Origin of the sequence: Acinetobacter yuyunsongii (genome assembly GCF_041021915.1) — a bacterium.
Classification (GTDB): domain Bacteria; phylum Pseudomonadota; class Gammaproteobacteria; order Pseudomonadales; family Moraxellaceae; genus Acinetobacter.
Map to the genome: position 1 here is coordinate 2556726 of NZ_CP157435.1, position 12240 is coordinate 2568965.

Consider the following 12240-nt stretch of genomic DNA (forward strand, 5'->3'; position numbering starts at 1 on the left):
TTGAAAAAGGAAAGTTCATCCATTCCGTAGAAAATCTATTAATTTGTTTATTCACTTGAAATATCAACACTTTTAAAAAAGACAACTCTATTTTTTAGTTGTTCAACTTCCTTTTTGATTTCATTTAGATCATTGTCACTAAGATTATATGAAGTTGTTATTTCTCCGTTTAATGCTAGGCCCACACCATTAGAAAATGCAGACAGAATAGCACCAAATAAATGATAGAAATTATCAGCATCTGGTAAATAATTCGGCTTAAAAAGATAGCTTTCATCATCAGATAAATTATTTATCCAATCATATTCTGATACAACATACCAAATATTGGATAATTTTTTTACACTTATTGAATCTGGACTTAGAGCTGCTGCTTCGGCTGTAATGAATCCTAATAGCTGTCTATCATACAAATTTCCATTGTATCCAAATATTAAATTAGCATGCCGCTTTTTCAATCCATTAATAAAACAATATTTTTCAGAATCCACGATCATCTCATTTATAGTAGTAATACTCGTATTGACTCATCTAATTGTATCTTGATGATTTTATTATAAGTGTTATTAAACAATAAAAAAGGTCGGTTATTACACCGACCTTTTTTGGAACAACTGACTGTTCTACACGTAGAAGTATTATTTTACTTCACGGTCAACGAGTTCAACGTAAGCCATCGGTGCAGCATCACCTGCACGGAAGCCCGCTTTAAGAACACGAAGATAACCGCCGTTACGTTCTTTGTAACGAGGGCCAAGAACGGTAAATAATTTACCAACAGTTGCTGCTGAACGAGTACGAGCAAACGCTAAACGACGGTTTGCAACAGTATCGTTTTTAGCCAAAGTGATTAAAGGCTCAGCAACACGACGAAGTTCTTTCGCCTTAGGCAAAGTTGTCTTAATTAACTCGTGCTCTACTAAAGCATTTGTTAAGTTTTGAAACAACGCCTTACGGTGGCTGCTTGTACGGCCTAATTTCACACCACTATTACGATGACGCATGGTGATAGTCCTACTTAATTAACGGCTACGATAGGCAAATCGGTCATCCATACGGAGACTAGCTGGTGGCCAGTTCTCTAAACGCATACCGAGTTGTAAACCTTTCGATGCCAAAACATCTTTGATCTCTGTTAACGATTTTTTACCTAAGTTAGGAGTTTTTAACAACTCAACTTCAGTACGTTGAACAAGATCACCAATGTAGTAAATATTTTCTGCCTTCAAACAGTTAGCAGAACGAACAGTAAGCTCGAGATCATCTACTGGACGAAGCAAAATTGGGTCAACTTCTTCGCGAGGTTCTTGAGCGACAGGAGTTTGATCTTTCTGAAGATCAACAAAAATTGCAATTTGTTGTTGCAAGATCGTTGCCGCTTTGCGGATAGCTTCTTCTGGATCAACAGTTCCGTTAGTCTCAAGATCGATCACTAACTTATCAAGATCGGTACGTTGTTCTACACGAGCATTTTCTACTGTGTAAGAAACACGCTTGATTGGGCTATAAGAAGCATCTAACTGTAAACGACCTACTGGGCGTGTTTCACCTTCTGGGAAACGAGAGTCAGATGTCTCATAACCACGACCTTGAGCTACTTTAAGGCGCATTTTTAATGAACCAGAAGAACTCAAAGTACCGATTAAATGATCAGGGTTAACCACTTCAACATTATGAGGTAAACGAAGGTCAGCTGCTGTTACGTCACCTGCACCTTGCTTCTCTAATGTTAAATATGCTTCATTTTGATCGAACAGCTTAATAGACAATCCTTTTAGGTTCAGCAAGAGCTCGACGATGTCCTGCTGCAAGCCTTCTAAAGTACTGTACTCGTGCTCGACGCCTTCTATCTCAACTTCAACCACAGCAGCGCCAGGTAAAGAAGACAATAGAATGCGACGTAAAGCATTACCTAGAGTATGGCCAAAACCACGCTCTAAAGGCTCAAGAATCACTTTTGCCGAGGTCCCGCTCACCGCTTCGACCTTGATCGCTTGCGGAGTTAGAAACTCGTTTGCAGTACGCGTCATTTATTGCTACCTCAAGGATTATTTAGAATACAATTCTACAATCAAGCTTTCGTTGATTTCAGCAGGTAAATCAGAGCGATCTGGTGCAGCTTTAAACGTACCTTCCAACTTAGAATGATCAACTTCCATCCAAGCAGGGATACCACGTTGAGCAGCTAATTCAATAGCGTTTTTGATACGCAATTGTTGTTTAGCACCTTCATGCACTGCAATTACATCACCCGCTTTTACTTGAATAGACGCAATGTTTACACGACGACCATTTAAAGTAATAGAACGGTGAGATACCAACTGACGAGCTTCTGAACGTGTAGAACCAAAACCCATGCGATAAACTACGTTATCAAGACGGCTTTCAAGCAATTTCAACAAGTTTTCACCAGTTGCGCCTTTAACACGAGCTGCTTCTTTATAGTAGTTACTAAATTGACGCTCTAACACACCGTACATACGACGTACTTTTTGTTTTTCACGTAATTGTAGTGAATACTCAGATTGCTTACCACCACGAGCCTGACCATGTTGACCAGGTGCTTTATTGTGTTTTTTGGTTTTTACATCAAACGGTTTAACGCCTGATTTAAGTTGCAGGTCTGTCCCTTCGCGGCGAGAGAGTTTGCATTTTGGACCAATATAACGAGCCATGAATGTTTCTCCTTACACGCGACGTTTTTTAGGTGGACGGCAACCGTTGTGAGGAATTGGTGTCACATCGGTAATGCTGTTAATCTTATAACCCACTGCGCCTAATGCACGAACCGCAGACTCACGACCTGGACCAGGACCTTTTACAAGGACGTCTAGGTTTTTCAAACCGTAATCCAAAGCTGCTTTACCAGCAACTTCAGCAGCTACCTGAGCAGCGAACGGAGTTGATTTGCGTGAACCACGGAAGCCTTGTCCACCTGAGGTAGCCCAAGCCAATGCATTACCTTGACGATCGGTAATCGTTACAATGGTGTTATTAAAAGACGCGTGAATGTGTGCAACACCTTCAGAGACGGTACGAGTGACCTTCTTGCGTGTGCGAGTATCTTTAGCCATCTTTTAGCTTCCAGAAATCTTACTTTTTAATCGGTTTGCGCGGACCTTTACGGGTACGTGCGTTAGTTTTGGTGCGTTGTCCACGAACAGGCAAGCTGCGACGATGACGAAGACCGCGGTAGCAGCCTAAATCCATTAAACGTTTAATGTTCATGGAAATTTCGCGACGTAAATCACCTTCGGTCGGAACCTTAGCAACTTCTGCACGAATCGCATCAAGCTGAGCATCATCTAATTCACGGATTTTTGTAGTCTCAGCAATACCTACAGTTGCTAAGATATTCTTAGCAGTGTGGCGACCGATACCAAAAATATACGTGAGAGAGATAACAGCATGCTTGTTATCCGGAATGTTTACACCGGCAATACGAGCCATTCAATTTTCTCCAAAAAGGCAGTCAAGATAATCAACCGCCCCACAAAAATCTTGAGGGGCGGATAATAACCTAATTAGCCTACTGAAATCAACAGGTCTTAATTAAATTAACCTTGACGCTGCTTATGACGAGGTTCTGCGCTACAAATCACGCGAATAACCCCATTACGACGGATAACTTTGCAGCTACCACAAATTTTCTTTACAGAAGCTTGTACTTTCATGATGAAACCTCTAAGTGCGCTTATCCCTTAGGATGAGCAGTCGTTTTTCTCATTAACGTTTGATTATCATATTGATGCGAAGTAAGGTGCGCTTGAAGTTGCGCCATAAAGTCCATTACTACTACAACTACAATGAGTAAAGATGTTCCACCCAAATGGAATGGAATACTAAACGAACTTTGTAGCACCATAGGCATTAAACACACTACAGTAATGTAAATTGCACCAATAAAAGTCAAACGGTTAAGAATATGATCTAAATAACGAGCCGTTTGCTCACCTGGGCGGATACCAGGCACATATGCTCCGCTGCGTTTTAAGTTCTCTGCAACTTCTTTTGGGCTAAATACTAGCGCTGTATAGAAATAACAGAAGAAAATAATTAACGCACCAAACAGCATCAAATACAACGGCTGTCCAGGCGATAACACCAATGCCAGATCTTGTAGGCTACGCTTCACAATCCCCGCATTTGGATCAGCACTACCTAACCATTGCCCTAAGCTCGCTGGAAATAATAACAATGAGCTTGCAAAAATCGCTGGAATCACACCTGCCATATTAATTTTTAATGGCAAATGCGTTTGCTGTGCAGTAAAAACACGACGACCTTGTTGCTTTTGTGCATAGTTCACTGGAATACGACGTTGTGCTTTTTCAATAAACACAATCGCAGCTAAAACGGCTAATGAGAGTAAGCCAAATACAGCCAAACCAATTAAACTACCTTGACCATTATCTACAGACGTAAACGACTGTATTACAAGATTTGGCAAGCCTGCCACAATACCTGCAAAAATGATCATCGAGATACCATTACCAACACCACGTTCGGTAATTTGCTCTCCTAACCACATCAGAAACATTGTTCCCGCAACTAACGAAGTAACTGCAGGAACATAGAATGCTAAGCCTGATGTCAAAGTAATACCTTGACTGATCAAACCAGCACACATCCCTACACCTTGCACGAGTGCAAGGAATAAGGTGCCATAACGTGTATATTGATTGATCTTTCGTTTGCCTTGCTCGCCTTCTTTTTTCAAAGCTTCTAACGAAGGAACAACCGTAGACATTAACTGCACGATAATCGATGCAGAAATGTACGGCATAATCCCCAACGCTAGAATCGACATGCGTTCTAATGCACCACCAGAGAACATGTTAAATAAGCCTAAGAAGGTACCTTCATTCGCCTTAAAAAACTGTGCTAGCGCTATATTATCAATACCTGGCAACGGAATATGCGCTCCTAGTCGAAAGACCAATAACGCGCCAATCAAAAACATTAATCGACGAATAATTTCACGATATTTCACATGAAATGGTTGGCCTTTCATCATGTTTACATGACCTGAAGAACTAGGAGTCATAGACACTCGAGATTACTCCTCGACTTTACCGCCAGCAGCTTCAACAGCAGCTTTAGCGCCTTTAGTCAACACAACACCTTGAACAGTGAATGCGCGAGTGATTTCACCAGAAAGAACGATGCGAGCACGAATTTGATCACGACGAACAACGTTCGCAGCTTTTAAAGTTTCAAGGCTAATTACATCACCTTCAACTTTATTCAATTCAGACAAACGTACTTCAGCAGTTTTCAAAGCGATTTGGCTAGTGAAACCGAATTTTGGTAAACGACGATATAACGCTGTTTGACCGCCTTCAAAGCCTGGACGAGTACCACCACTTTTACGTGAGTTTTGACCCTTGATACCACGACCACCAGTCTTACCAACGCCAGAGCCGATACCACGACCTAGACGACGATTTTCACGCTTAGCACCTTCAGCAGGTGCAAGTTCATTTAAACGCAGAGTCATGGCTTATTCCTCTACACTAACCATATAGTAAACTTTGTTGACCATACCACGGTTAGAAGGCGTATCTTGCACTTCTACAGTATGACCAATACGACGCAGACCTAGACCTTGTAAGCAAAGTTTATGATTTTTTAAACGATGCGAAGAAGATTTAGTCTGGGTAACTTTAATCGTTTTCATGATTGATTACCCTTGAATTTGTTCTACTGAAAGACCACGTTTCGCAGCGACTTTCTCAGGAGAAGTCATATCACGCAAACCTTTGAAAGTTGCGTTTACTACGTTAGCAGCATTTGTAGAACCATAACATTTAGCAAGTACGTTATGTACACCTGCAGCTTCGAGAACAGCACGCATCGCGCCACCAGCAATTACGCCAGTACCTTCTGAAGCAGGTTGCATGTATACACGGCTTGCACCATGACGAGCATTCACAGGGTGTTGTAAAGTAGTCCCCGCAAGGTCTACAGTAATCATGTTACGACGTGCAGCTTCAAGTGCTTTAGAAATAGCAGCTGGAACTTCACGCGCTTTACCACGACCAAAACCTACACGACCATTACCATCACCCACAACAGTTAATGCTGTGAAAGAGAAGATACGACCACCCTTAACAACTTTGGCTACACGATCAACGGCAACCAGCTTTTCAACGAGACCTTCGTTTTGTTCAACTTTCGCCATGATTAGAACTCCAAGCCGCCTTCACGAGCAGCATCAGCCAAGGCTTTGATACGACCATGATATTTAAAACCAGAACGGTCAAATGCAACTTTAGTAACGCCAGCTGCTTTAGCACGTTCTGCGATTAAAGCACCAACCTTAGTTGCTGCATCGATATTACCAGTCGCACCACTACGCAAAGATGCATCTAAAGTTGAAGCTTGCGCTAAAACTTTGCCACCATCTGCTGAAATAACTTGAGCATAGATGTGACGCGGAGTGCGGTTTACACACAAACGAGTCGCACCCAATGCACGAATGTGCAAGCGTGTGCTTTTTGCACGACGCAAACGGGTTTGTTTCTTTTCGTTCATAAGAACCTCGCGCCTTATTTCTTCTTAGCTTCTTTACGAAGAATAACTTCATCCGAATAACGAACACCTTTACCTTTATATGGTTCAGGAGAACGGTATGCACGGATTTCCGCTGCTACTTGACCTAACAACTGCTTGTTTGCTGATTTCAAAATGATTTCAGTTGCAGTTGGAGTTTCCGCTGTTACACCTTCTGGTAAAGCGTAGTCAATTGGGTGTGAATAACCTAAAGCAAGGTTAACGACAGTGCCTTTAACTGCTGCTTTGTAACCAACACCAACTAGCTGTAACTTACGTTCGAAGCCTTCGCTAACACCTTTTACAAGGTTGTTCAATACAGCGCGAGCAGTACCAGCTTGCATCCAAGCATCTTTCGACTCTTTAACTGGAGCAAGTTGAAGTTTACCTTCTTCCTGTTTTAGCTCGACCAGCGCATGCAGGTTGAAAGACAATGTACCTTTAGTGCCTTTCACTTCGACCTGCCGGCCGTTCTGAGTAACTGTTACACCATTAGGTACAGTTACTGGGGCTTTAGCCACACGAGACATGAGGAATCACCTATTAAGAAACAAAAGCAATAACTTCACCACCAACGCCCGCAGCACGTGCAGCGCGATCAGTCATGATGCCTTTGCTTGTAGAAACAATTGCAATACCTAAACCTTGCTTAACGCTTGGAAGTGCATCTTTACCGCGATACTGACGTAGACCAGGACGGCTTACGCGCTTCACAGTTTCGATAACTGGTTTGCCTTCGAAATATTTTAACGTAATAGTCAAAGTAGCTTTTGCATCTTCTTGAGCAACTTCTACATTTGAAATATAACCTTCTTGTTGAAGAACGTTTGCAATAGCAACCTTCAACTTAGAAGAAGGCATAGAAACAACTTGTTTCTTTGCCATTTGAGCGTTACGAACACGCGTTAACATGTCGGCAACGGTATCTTGCATACTCATTATAGTCGCTCCTTACCAGCTTGCTTTAACAACGCCTGGTACATCACCCTGCATTACTGTATCGCGTAATTTGTTACGGCTTAAACCGAACTTACGGAAGTAACCATGAGGACGACCAGTTAAACCACAGCGGTTACGAAGACGTACTGGAGATGCATTACGTGGTAATGCTTGTAACTTCATCATCGCTTCGAAACGTTCTTCATCAGATGCATTTACGTTTGCAATCGTTGCTTTTAATTCAGCACGTTTTGCAGCGTATTTAGCAACTGTCTTTTCGCGTTTCAATTCGCGATTAATCATACCTTTCTTAGCCATATCGACCTCTTATTTGAACGGGAAGCCGAATGCACGCATAAGCGCACGGCCTTCGTCATCGCTACGAGCAGTGGTCGTAATAGTGATATCTAAACCACGGATACGATCAATTTTGTCAAAATCGATTTCAGGGAAAACGATCTGCTCTTTTAAACCCATAGAGTAGTTACCACGACCATCAAATGATTTCGAAGAGAAACCACGGAAGTCACGGATACGAGGGATAGCGATCGAGATCAAACGATCCAAGAATTCGTACATTTGGTCGCCACGTAAAGTAACTTTACAACCAATTGGCCAACCATCACGGATTTTAAAACCAGCGATTGATTTACGTGCAAGTGTCACAACTGGTTTTTGACCAGCAATGAGTTGCATATCAGCAACAGCGCCATCTAATAATTTCTTATCAGTTGCAGCTGCGCCTACACCCATGTTAAGAGTGATTTTCGTGATGCGAGGAATATCCATCACATTCTTAACGCCAAGTTCTTCTTGTAACTTCGCTTTAAGTTCGTCGTTATAACGTGCTTTAAGTCTGGCCATCGCCTATTCAACCTATTACTTCGCTACCGCCACTGATTCACCATTTGATTTATAAACACGAGTTTTCGCGCCATCAATCACTTGGTAACCAATACGGTCAGCCTTTTGGGTTGTAGCATTAAAAATTGCCACGTTTGAAATATGAAGCGTTGCCTCTTGAGTAACGATACCGCCTTCAGCGCCAGTTACACGGTTTGGCTTTTGATGCTTCTTCACTAAGTTAAGACCTTCGACCTTAACTCGATCTTCAGAAACAGACAAAACAACACCTTGTTTGCCTTTTTCTTTACCTGCGATCACAATTACTTGATCGCCTTTTTTAATCTTAGCCATGATTGCCTCTTATAAAACTTCAGGAGCCAATGAAATGATTTTCATGAACTGTTCAGTACGAAGTTCACGAGTCACTGGTCCGAAGATACGAGTCGCAATCGGAGCTTTGTTGTTGTTCAAAATAACAGCTGCGTTATCGTCGAAACGAATAACAGAACCATCTGGACGACGGATGCCGAATTTTGTACGTACAACTACAGCATTCATCACGTCACCTTTTTTAACACGTGCGCGCGGAATTGCTTCTTTTACAGTAACTTTAATAATATCGCCAACTGAAGCATAACGACGGTGTGAACCACCAAGTACTTTAATACATTGTACGCGGCGTGCACCACTGTTGTCTGCTACGTCGAGCATACTTTCGGTTTGAATCATTGCCCTACTCCAAAACCGAGCATCACCGGTCGCAATTTCGAAAGGCTCAAAGAGTACTCGAAATTGTCCGATGATGCAACAAGAACGTCTAATTACTCAGCAGCTGCTTCAACGACTTCCACTAAAGTCCAAGCTTTAGTTTTAGAAATTGGGCGGCTTTCTTTGATGGTCACTAAGTCGCCAGTTTTAGCAACATTGTTCTCATCATGAGCGTGTAATTTAGTTGAACGGCGGATTGATTTGCCGTACAACGGGTGTTGAACGCGGCGTTCAATAAGCACAACAATAGACTTGTCCATTTTGTCACTTACAACTTTGCCGGTTAACGTGCGGACTGTTTTTTCACTCATTGTCCGTTCCCCTGTTTTTCGGTAAGGAGTGTCTTGATACGAGCAATTGTCTTACGAGCAATTTGCACTTCATGCGTTTTGCCTAATTGACCAGTTGCTTTCGCCATACGAAGACGGAATTGGTTAAGCTGTTGCTCATCAAGCAAAGCTTTCAACTCTTCTACCGACTTTTCACGTAGATCTTTAATTTTCATTACATCACCGTCCGAGTCACGATAGTGGTTTTAAACGGGAGTTTAGCTGCAGCTAAAGCAAAAGCTTCACGCGCTAACTCATCGCTAACACCTTCAATTTCGTACAGGATCTTACCTGGCTGGATCTGACAAACCCAGTATTCCACACTACCTTTACCTTTACCCATACGAACTTCTAATGGTTTTTCGGTAATTGGTTTGTCTGGGAATACGCGGATGAAGATTTTACCACCACGTTTAATACGACGGCTAATGGTACGACGTGCAGCTTCAATCTGACGCGCAGTCATACGACCACGTTCAGTTGCTTTAATTGCAATCGAACCAAATGATACTGTACTACCACGATGCGCTAGACCAGTGTTACGGCCTTTGTGCACTTTACGGAATTTGGTACGTTTAGGTTGCAACATGGATTATTCTCCCTTGTCAGCAGCACGGTCACCGCGACGACCACGACGCTCTTGACCTTCACCACGACCACGACCGCGTTTAGCTGGACGCTCTTCAGCAGGAGCAGGGTTCATGACTTGTTTCATGCCACCTAAAATCTCGCCACGGAAAATCCAAACTTTAACACCGATCGTACCGTATGTTGTTTCTGCACGCATAGTAGCATAGTCGATGTCAGCACGAAGTGTATGCAAAGGTACACGACCTTCACGATACCACTCAGTACGAGCGATCTCTGCACCACCTAAACGGCCAGAAACTTCAACTTTGATACCTTTAGCGCCAGCACGCATTGTGTTTTGAACCGCACGCTTCATAGCACGACGGAACATAACACGCTTTTCTAATTGAGAAGCAATTGCTTCAGCAACTAAACGTGCATCCAAGTCAGGGCGATCAATTTCATTGATGCTAACTTGAGCTGGAACACCCATAATGTTGGTGAGTTCGCGCTGTAATTTCTCAATATCTTCGCCTTTCTTACCGATCACGATACCAGGACGAGCAGTGCTAATTGTTACTTTAGCAGCGCCTGTAGGACGTTCGATAAGAATATTGCTGACCATCGCATTCTTAAGTTTTTTAAGCAAAAACTCACGAACTTGAAGATCTTTAAGCAAGTATTCAGCGTATTGTTTCGGACTCGCATACCAGTTAGCGTTATGACGTTTCACAACACCTAGGCGGATACCGATTGGATGAACCTTCTGACCCATATCAAACCCCTACCTTAACGGTGATGTGACAAGTACGCTTAGTAATACGATCTGCACGGCCTTTAGCACGTGGCATGATACGTTTAAGGCTCATGCCTTCATCAACGTAAATCGTAGTTACTTTAAGGTCATCAACATCTAAGCTGTTGTTATGTTCAGCATTCGCGATTGCAGATTCAAGTGCTTTTTTAACGAGCACAGCTGCTTTCTTGTTGCTGAAGTTCAAAATGTCTATCGCACGTGCAACCGACTTACCACGGATCAAATCAGCAACTAAACGTGCTTTTTGTGCCGAGATAGCGGCACCGCGTAATTTAGCAGTTACTTCCATCATAGCACCTATTAACGTTTAGACTTCTTATCAACACCGTGACCACGATAGGTACGAGTTGGCGCGAATTCACCCAATTTATGACCAACCATGTGTTCAGTAACAATTACTGGAACGTGGTTACGGCCATTGTGAACAGAAATTGTTAAACCAACAAAGTCTGGAAGGATCATTGAACGACGTGACCATGTTTTGATCGGCTTACGGTTGTTAGCAGCAATCGCAGCTTCAACCTTAGCGAACAAATGCGCGTCGACGAATGGACCTTTTTTTAATGAACGAGGCATTATTCAGATTCCCTTACTTGACGCGACGGTCGCGAATAATCATCTTAGTCGTACGCTTATTGGTACGTGTCTTGTACCCTTTCGCTTTTTGACCCCATGGACTTACAGGTTGAATACCTTTACTACGTCCTTCACCACCACCATGCGGGTGATCTACCGGGTTCATCGCCATACCACGAACGGTAGGACGAATACCACGCCAGCGCGCAGCACCAGCTTTACCCAATGAACGAAGGTTGCTTTCTTGGTTAGAAACTTCACCAATTACAGCACGACATTCAACGTGTACTTTACGCATTTCACCAGAACGTAAACGAACGATAGCGTAAGAACCATCACGACCCAACAATTGAACTGAAGTACCAGCAGAACGTGCTAATTGAGCACCTTTACCGATTTTAAGTTCAAGGTTGTGAAGCGTAGAACCGATTGGCATATTGCGAAGTGGCAAGCAGTTACCTGGACGAATTGGAGCATCATTACCAGATTGTACTTTATCACCAGCACGTAAGCCTTTAGGTGCAATGATGTAACGACGTTCACCATCAGCATATTTCAATAAAGCAATATGAGCTGTACGGTTAGGATCGTATTCGATGCGCTCTACAGTCGCTGGAATACCATCTTTGTTACGTTTAAAGTCAACAATACGGTAGTTTTGCTTATGACCACCACCCACGTGACGTGTAGTGATGTGACCATTATTATTACGACCACCAGTACGTTTTTTAGCTTCTACCAACGGTGCATAAGGAGCGCCTTTGTGAAGATGGTCATGAACCACTTTCTCTACAAAGCGACGTCCTGGAGACGTTGGCTTACATTTTTGAATTGGCATAA

24 protein-coding genes and 1 pseudogene are annotated in these 12240 nt (G+C 42.7%); all 25 read right to left on the minus strand.

The annotated features are described in order from the left end of the window. Positions 1-47: 47 nt before the first annotated feature. The 25 genes and pseudogenes from ABLB98_RS12200 to rplB all read right to left on the minus strand — a co-directional run bounded on the left by ABLB98_RS12200 (position 48) and on the right by rplB (position 12238). Positions 48-491, minus strand: coding sequence for a hypothetical protein (locus tag ABLB98_RS12200; RefSeq protein ID WP_348882330.1), 444 nt, complete (start codon positions 489-491; stop codon positions 48-50). 147 nt (positions 492-638) lie between these two features. Continuing rightward, positions 639-1004, minus strand: coding sequence for a 50S ribosomal protein L17 (gene rplQ, locus ABLB98_RS12205; protein ID WP_004641032.1), 366 nt, complete (start codon positions 1002-1004; stop codon positions 639-641). Between the two features lie 18 nt (positions 1005-1022). Continuing rightward, entirely contained in the window at positions 1023-2030 is a 1008-nt protein-coding gene (rpoA, locus tag ABLB98_RS12210; protein ID WP_004660372.1) for a DNA-directed RNA polymerase subunit alpha, read from the minus strand. 18 nt (positions 2031-2048) lie between these two features. Beyond that, complete coding sequence (gene rpsD, locus ABLB98_RS12215; RefSeq protein WP_004641035.1) at positions 2049-2675, minus strand: 30S ribosomal protein S4; 627 nt, start codon at positions 2673-2675, stop codon at positions 2049-2051. A gap of 12 nt (positions 2676-2687) precedes the next feature. Beyond that, positions 2688-3074 carry a 30S ribosomal protein S11 gene (gene rpsK / locus ABLB98_RS12220; protein WP_001040166.1) on the minus strand — a complete coding sequence of 129 codons (387 nt, stop codon included), beginning with the start codon at positions 3072-3074 and terminating at the stop codon, positions 2688-2690. Positions 3075-3093: 19 nt separating this feature from the next. After that, complete coding sequence (gene rpsM / locus ABLB98_RS12225) at positions 3094-3450, minus strand: 30S ribosomal protein S13 (RefSeq protein ID WP_348882331.1); 357 nt, start codon at positions 3448-3450, stop codon at positions 3094-3096. 107 nt (positions 3451-3557) lie between these two features. Beyond that, a complete protein-coding gene (gene rpmJ, locus ABLB98_RS12230; RefSeq protein WP_000867907.1) occupies positions 3558-3674 on the minus strand; it encodes a 50S ribosomal protein L36 in 117 nt (38 codons plus the stop codon). Positions 3675-3694: 20 nt separating this feature from the next. Continuing rightward, the gene (secY, locus tag ABLB98_RS12235) at positions 3695-5014 is read right to left on the minus strand and encodes a preprotein translocase subunit SecY (RefSeq protein ID WP_171287530.1); all 1320 of its coding nucleotides are present in this window, start codon (positions 5012-5014) and stop codon (positions 3695-3697) included. 45 nt (positions 5015-5059) lie between these two features. Next, the gene (gene rplO / locus ABLB98_RS12240) at positions 5060-5500 is read right to left on the minus strand and encodes a 50S ribosomal protein L15 (RefSeq protein WP_004660366.1); all 441 of its coding nucleotides are present in this window, start codon (positions 5498-5500) and stop codon (positions 5060-5062) included. Positions 5501-5503: 3 nt separating this feature from the next. Further along, positions 5504-5680: a 50S ribosomal protein L30 gene (gene rpmD, locus ABLB98_RS12245; protein WP_003653652.1), complete on the minus strand. Its 177-nt coding sequence runs from the start codon at positions 5678-5680 to the stop codon at positions 5504-5506. Between the two features lie 6 nt (positions 5681-5686). Then, positions 5687-6184 carry a 30S ribosomal protein S5 gene (rpsE, locus tag ABLB98_RS12250; RefSeq protein ID WP_004657688.1) on the minus strand — a complete coding sequence of 166 codons (498 nt, stop codon included), beginning with the start codon at positions 6182-6184 and terminating at the stop codon, positions 5687-5689. Positions 6185-6186: 2 nt separating this feature from the next. Continuing rightward, positions 6187-6537 (minus strand): 50S ribosomal protein L18, encoded by a 351-nt coding sequence (gene rplR / locus ABLB98_RS12255; RefSeq protein WP_004660364.1) that lies wholly within the window; start codon positions 6535-6537, stop codon positions 6187-6189. Positions 6538-6551: 14 nt separating this feature from the next. Next, on the minus strand, positions 6552-7085 hold the full coding sequence (gene rplF / locus ABLB98_RS12260; RefSeq protein ID WP_004660363.1) for a 50S ribosomal protein L6: 534 nt from the start codon (positions 7083-7085) through the stop codon (positions 6552-6554). A 13-nt stretch (positions 7086-7098) separates the two neighbouring features. Continuing rightward, the gene (gene rpsH / locus ABLB98_RS12265) at positions 7099-7494 is read right to left on the minus strand and encodes a 30S ribosomal protein S8 (RefSeq protein ID WP_004660361.1); all 396 of its coding nucleotides are present in this window, start codon (positions 7492-7494) and stop codon (positions 7099-7101) included. Positions 7495-7506: 12 nt separating this feature from the next. After that, positions 7507-7812 carry a 30S ribosomal protein S14 gene (gene rpsN / locus ABLB98_RS12270; RefSeq protein WP_004660360.1) on the minus strand — a complete coding sequence of 102 codons (306 nt, stop codon included), beginning with the start codon at positions 7810-7812 and terminating at the stop codon, positions 7507-7509. A gap of 9 nt (positions 7813-7821) precedes the next feature. After that, positions 7822-8358, minus strand: coding sequence for a 50S ribosomal protein L5 (gene rplE / locus ABLB98_RS12275; protein WP_004660357.1), 537 nt, complete (start codon positions 8356-8358; stop codon positions 7822-7824). 15 nt (positions 8359-8373) lie between these two features. Further along, positions 8374-8691 carry a 50S ribosomal protein L24 gene (gene rplX / locus ABLB98_RS12280; RefSeq protein WP_004641054.1) on the minus strand — a complete coding sequence of 106 codons (318 nt, stop codon included), beginning with the start codon at positions 8689-8691 and terminating at the stop codon, positions 8374-8376. Positions 8692-8700: 9 nt separating this feature from the next. Next, positions 8701-9069, minus strand: coding sequence for a 50S ribosomal protein L14 (rplN, locus tag ABLB98_RS12285; protein WP_004657680.1), 369 nt, complete (start codon positions 9067-9069; stop codon positions 8701-8703). A gap of 92 nt (positions 9070-9161) precedes the next feature. Next, positions 9162-9419, minus strand: a complete 258-nt coding sequence (gene rpsQ / locus ABLB98_RS12290) for a 30S ribosomal protein S17 (RefSeq protein WP_004641057.1) — start codon at positions 9417-9419, stop codon at positions 9162-9164. Then, positions 9416-9613, minus strand: coding sequence for a 50S ribosomal protein L29 (gene rpmC, locus ABLB98_RS12295; RefSeq protein ID WP_348882333.1), 198 nt, complete (start codon positions 9611-9613; stop codon positions 9416-9418). Before rpmC ends, rpsQ begins: the two co-directional genes overlap by 4 nt. Then, positions 9613-10026 (minus strand): 50S ribosomal protein L16, encoded by a 414-nt coding sequence (gene rplP, locus ABLB98_RS12300; protein WP_004657678.1) that lies wholly within the window; start codon positions 10024-10026, stop codon positions 9613-9615. Before rplP ends, rpmC begins: the two co-directional genes overlap by 1 nt. Then, positions 9966-10782, minus strand: a pseudogene (rpsC, locus tag ABLB98_RS12305) (30S ribosomal protein S3). Before rpsC ends, rplP begins: the two are co-directional and overlap by 61 nt. Position 10783: 1 nt before the next feature. Further along, entirely contained in the window at positions 10784-11113 is a 330-nt protein-coding gene (gene rplV, locus ABLB98_RS12310) for a 50S ribosomal protein L22 (protein WP_004657676.1), read from the minus strand. Between the two features lie 11 nt (positions 11114-11124). Further along, positions 11125-11400 carry a 30S ribosomal protein S19 gene (rpsS, locus tag ABLB98_RS12315; protein WP_004641066.1) on the minus strand — a complete coding sequence of 92 codons (276 nt, stop codon included), beginning with the start codon at positions 11398-11400 and terminating at the stop codon, positions 11125-11127. A gap of 13 nt (positions 11401-11413) precedes the next feature. Next, complete coding sequence (gene rplB, locus ABLB98_RS12320) at positions 11414-12238, minus strand: 50S ribosomal protein L2 (protein WP_004660349.1); 825 nt, start codon at positions 12236-12238, stop codon at positions 11414-11416. Positions 12239-12240: the final 2 nt, after the last annotated feature.

Coding starts and splice junctions, on each gene's coding strand:
- rpsS (WP_004641066.1), bottom strand. CDS start 11,400: ATGCCTCGTTCATTAAAAAAAGGTCCATTCGTCGACGCGCATTTGTTC.
- secY (WP_171287530.1), bottom strand. CDS start 5,014: ATGAAAGGCCAACCATTTCATGTGAAATATCGTGAAATTATTCGTCGA.
- rplF (WP_004660363.1), bottom strand. CDS start 7,085: ATGTCTCGTGTGGCTAAAGCCCCAGTAACTGTACCTAATGGTGTAACA.
- rplR (WP_004660364.1), bottom strand. CDS start 6,537: ATGAACGAAAAGAAACAAACCCGTTTGCGTCGTGCAAAAAGCACACGC.
- rpsN (WP_004660360.1), bottom strand. CDS start 7,812: ATGGCTAAGAAAGGTATGATTAATCGCGAATTGAAACGCGAAAAGACA.
- rpsE (WP_004657688.1), bottom strand. CDS start 6,184: ATGGCGAAAGTTGAACAAAACGAAGGTCTCGTTGAAAAGCTGGTTGCC.
- rplQ (WP_004641032.1), bottom strand. CDS start 1,004: ATGCGTCATCGTAATAGTGGTGTGAAATTAGGCCGTACAAGCAGCCAC.
- rpmJ (WP_000867907.1), bottom strand. CDS start 3,674: ATGAAAGTACAAGCTTCTGTAAAGAAAATTTGTGGTAGCTGCAAAGTT.
- rplV (WP_004657676.1), bottom strand. CDS start 11,113: ATGGAAGTAACTGCTAAATTACGCGGTGCCGCTATCTCGGCACAAAAA.
- rplE (WP_004660357.1), bottom strand. CDS start 8,358: ATGGCCAGACTTAAAGCACGTTATAACGACGAACTTAAAGCGAAGTTA.
- rpsH (WP_004660361.1), bottom strand. CDS start 7,494: ATGAGTATGCAAGATACCGTTGCCGACATGTTAACGCGTGTTCGTAAC.
- rplP (WP_004657678.1), bottom strand. CDS start 10,026: ATGTTGCAACCTAAACGTACCAAATTCCGTAAAGTGCACAAAGGCCGT.
- rpsQ (WP_004641057.1), bottom strand. CDS start 9,419: ATGAGTGAAAAAACAGTCCGCACGTTAACCGGCAAAGTTGTAAGTGAC.
- rplO (WP_004660366.1), bottom strand. CDS start 5,500: ATGACTCTGCGTTTAAATGAACTTGCACCTGCTGAAGGTGCTAAGCGT.
- rpsM (WP_348882331.1), bottom strand. CDS start 3,450: ATGGCTCGTATTGCCGGTGTAAACATTCCGGATAACAAGCATGCTGTT.
- rpoA (WP_004660372.1), bottom strand. CDS start 2,030: ATGACGCGTACTGCAAACGAGTTTCTAACTCCGCAAGCGATCAAGGTC.
- rpmC (WP_348882333.1), bottom strand. CDS start 9,613: ATGAAAATTAAAGATCTACGTGAAAAGTCGGTAGAAGAGTTGAAAGCT.
- rpsD (WP_004641035.1), bottom strand. CDS start 2,675: ATGGCTCGTTATATTGGTCCAAAATGCAAACTCTCTCGCCGCGAAGGG.
- rplB (WP_004660349.1), bottom strand. CDS start 12,238: ATGCCAATTCAAAAATGTAAGCCAACGTCTCCAGGACGTCGCTTTGTA.
- rplX (WP_004641054.1), bottom strand. CDS start 8,691: ATGGCTAAGATTAAAAAAGGCGATCAAGTAATTGTGATCGCAGGTAAA.
- rplN (WP_004657680.1), bottom strand. CDS start 9,069: ATGATTCAAACCGAAAGTATGCTCGACGTAGCAGACAACAGTGGTGCA.
- rpmD (WP_003653652.1), bottom strand. CDS start 5,680: ATGAAAACGATTAAAGTTACCCAGACTAAATCTTCTTCGCATCGTTTA.
- rpsK (WP_001040166.1), bottom strand. CDS start 3,074: ATGGCTAAAGATACTCGCACACGCAAGAAGGTCACTCGTACCGTCTCT.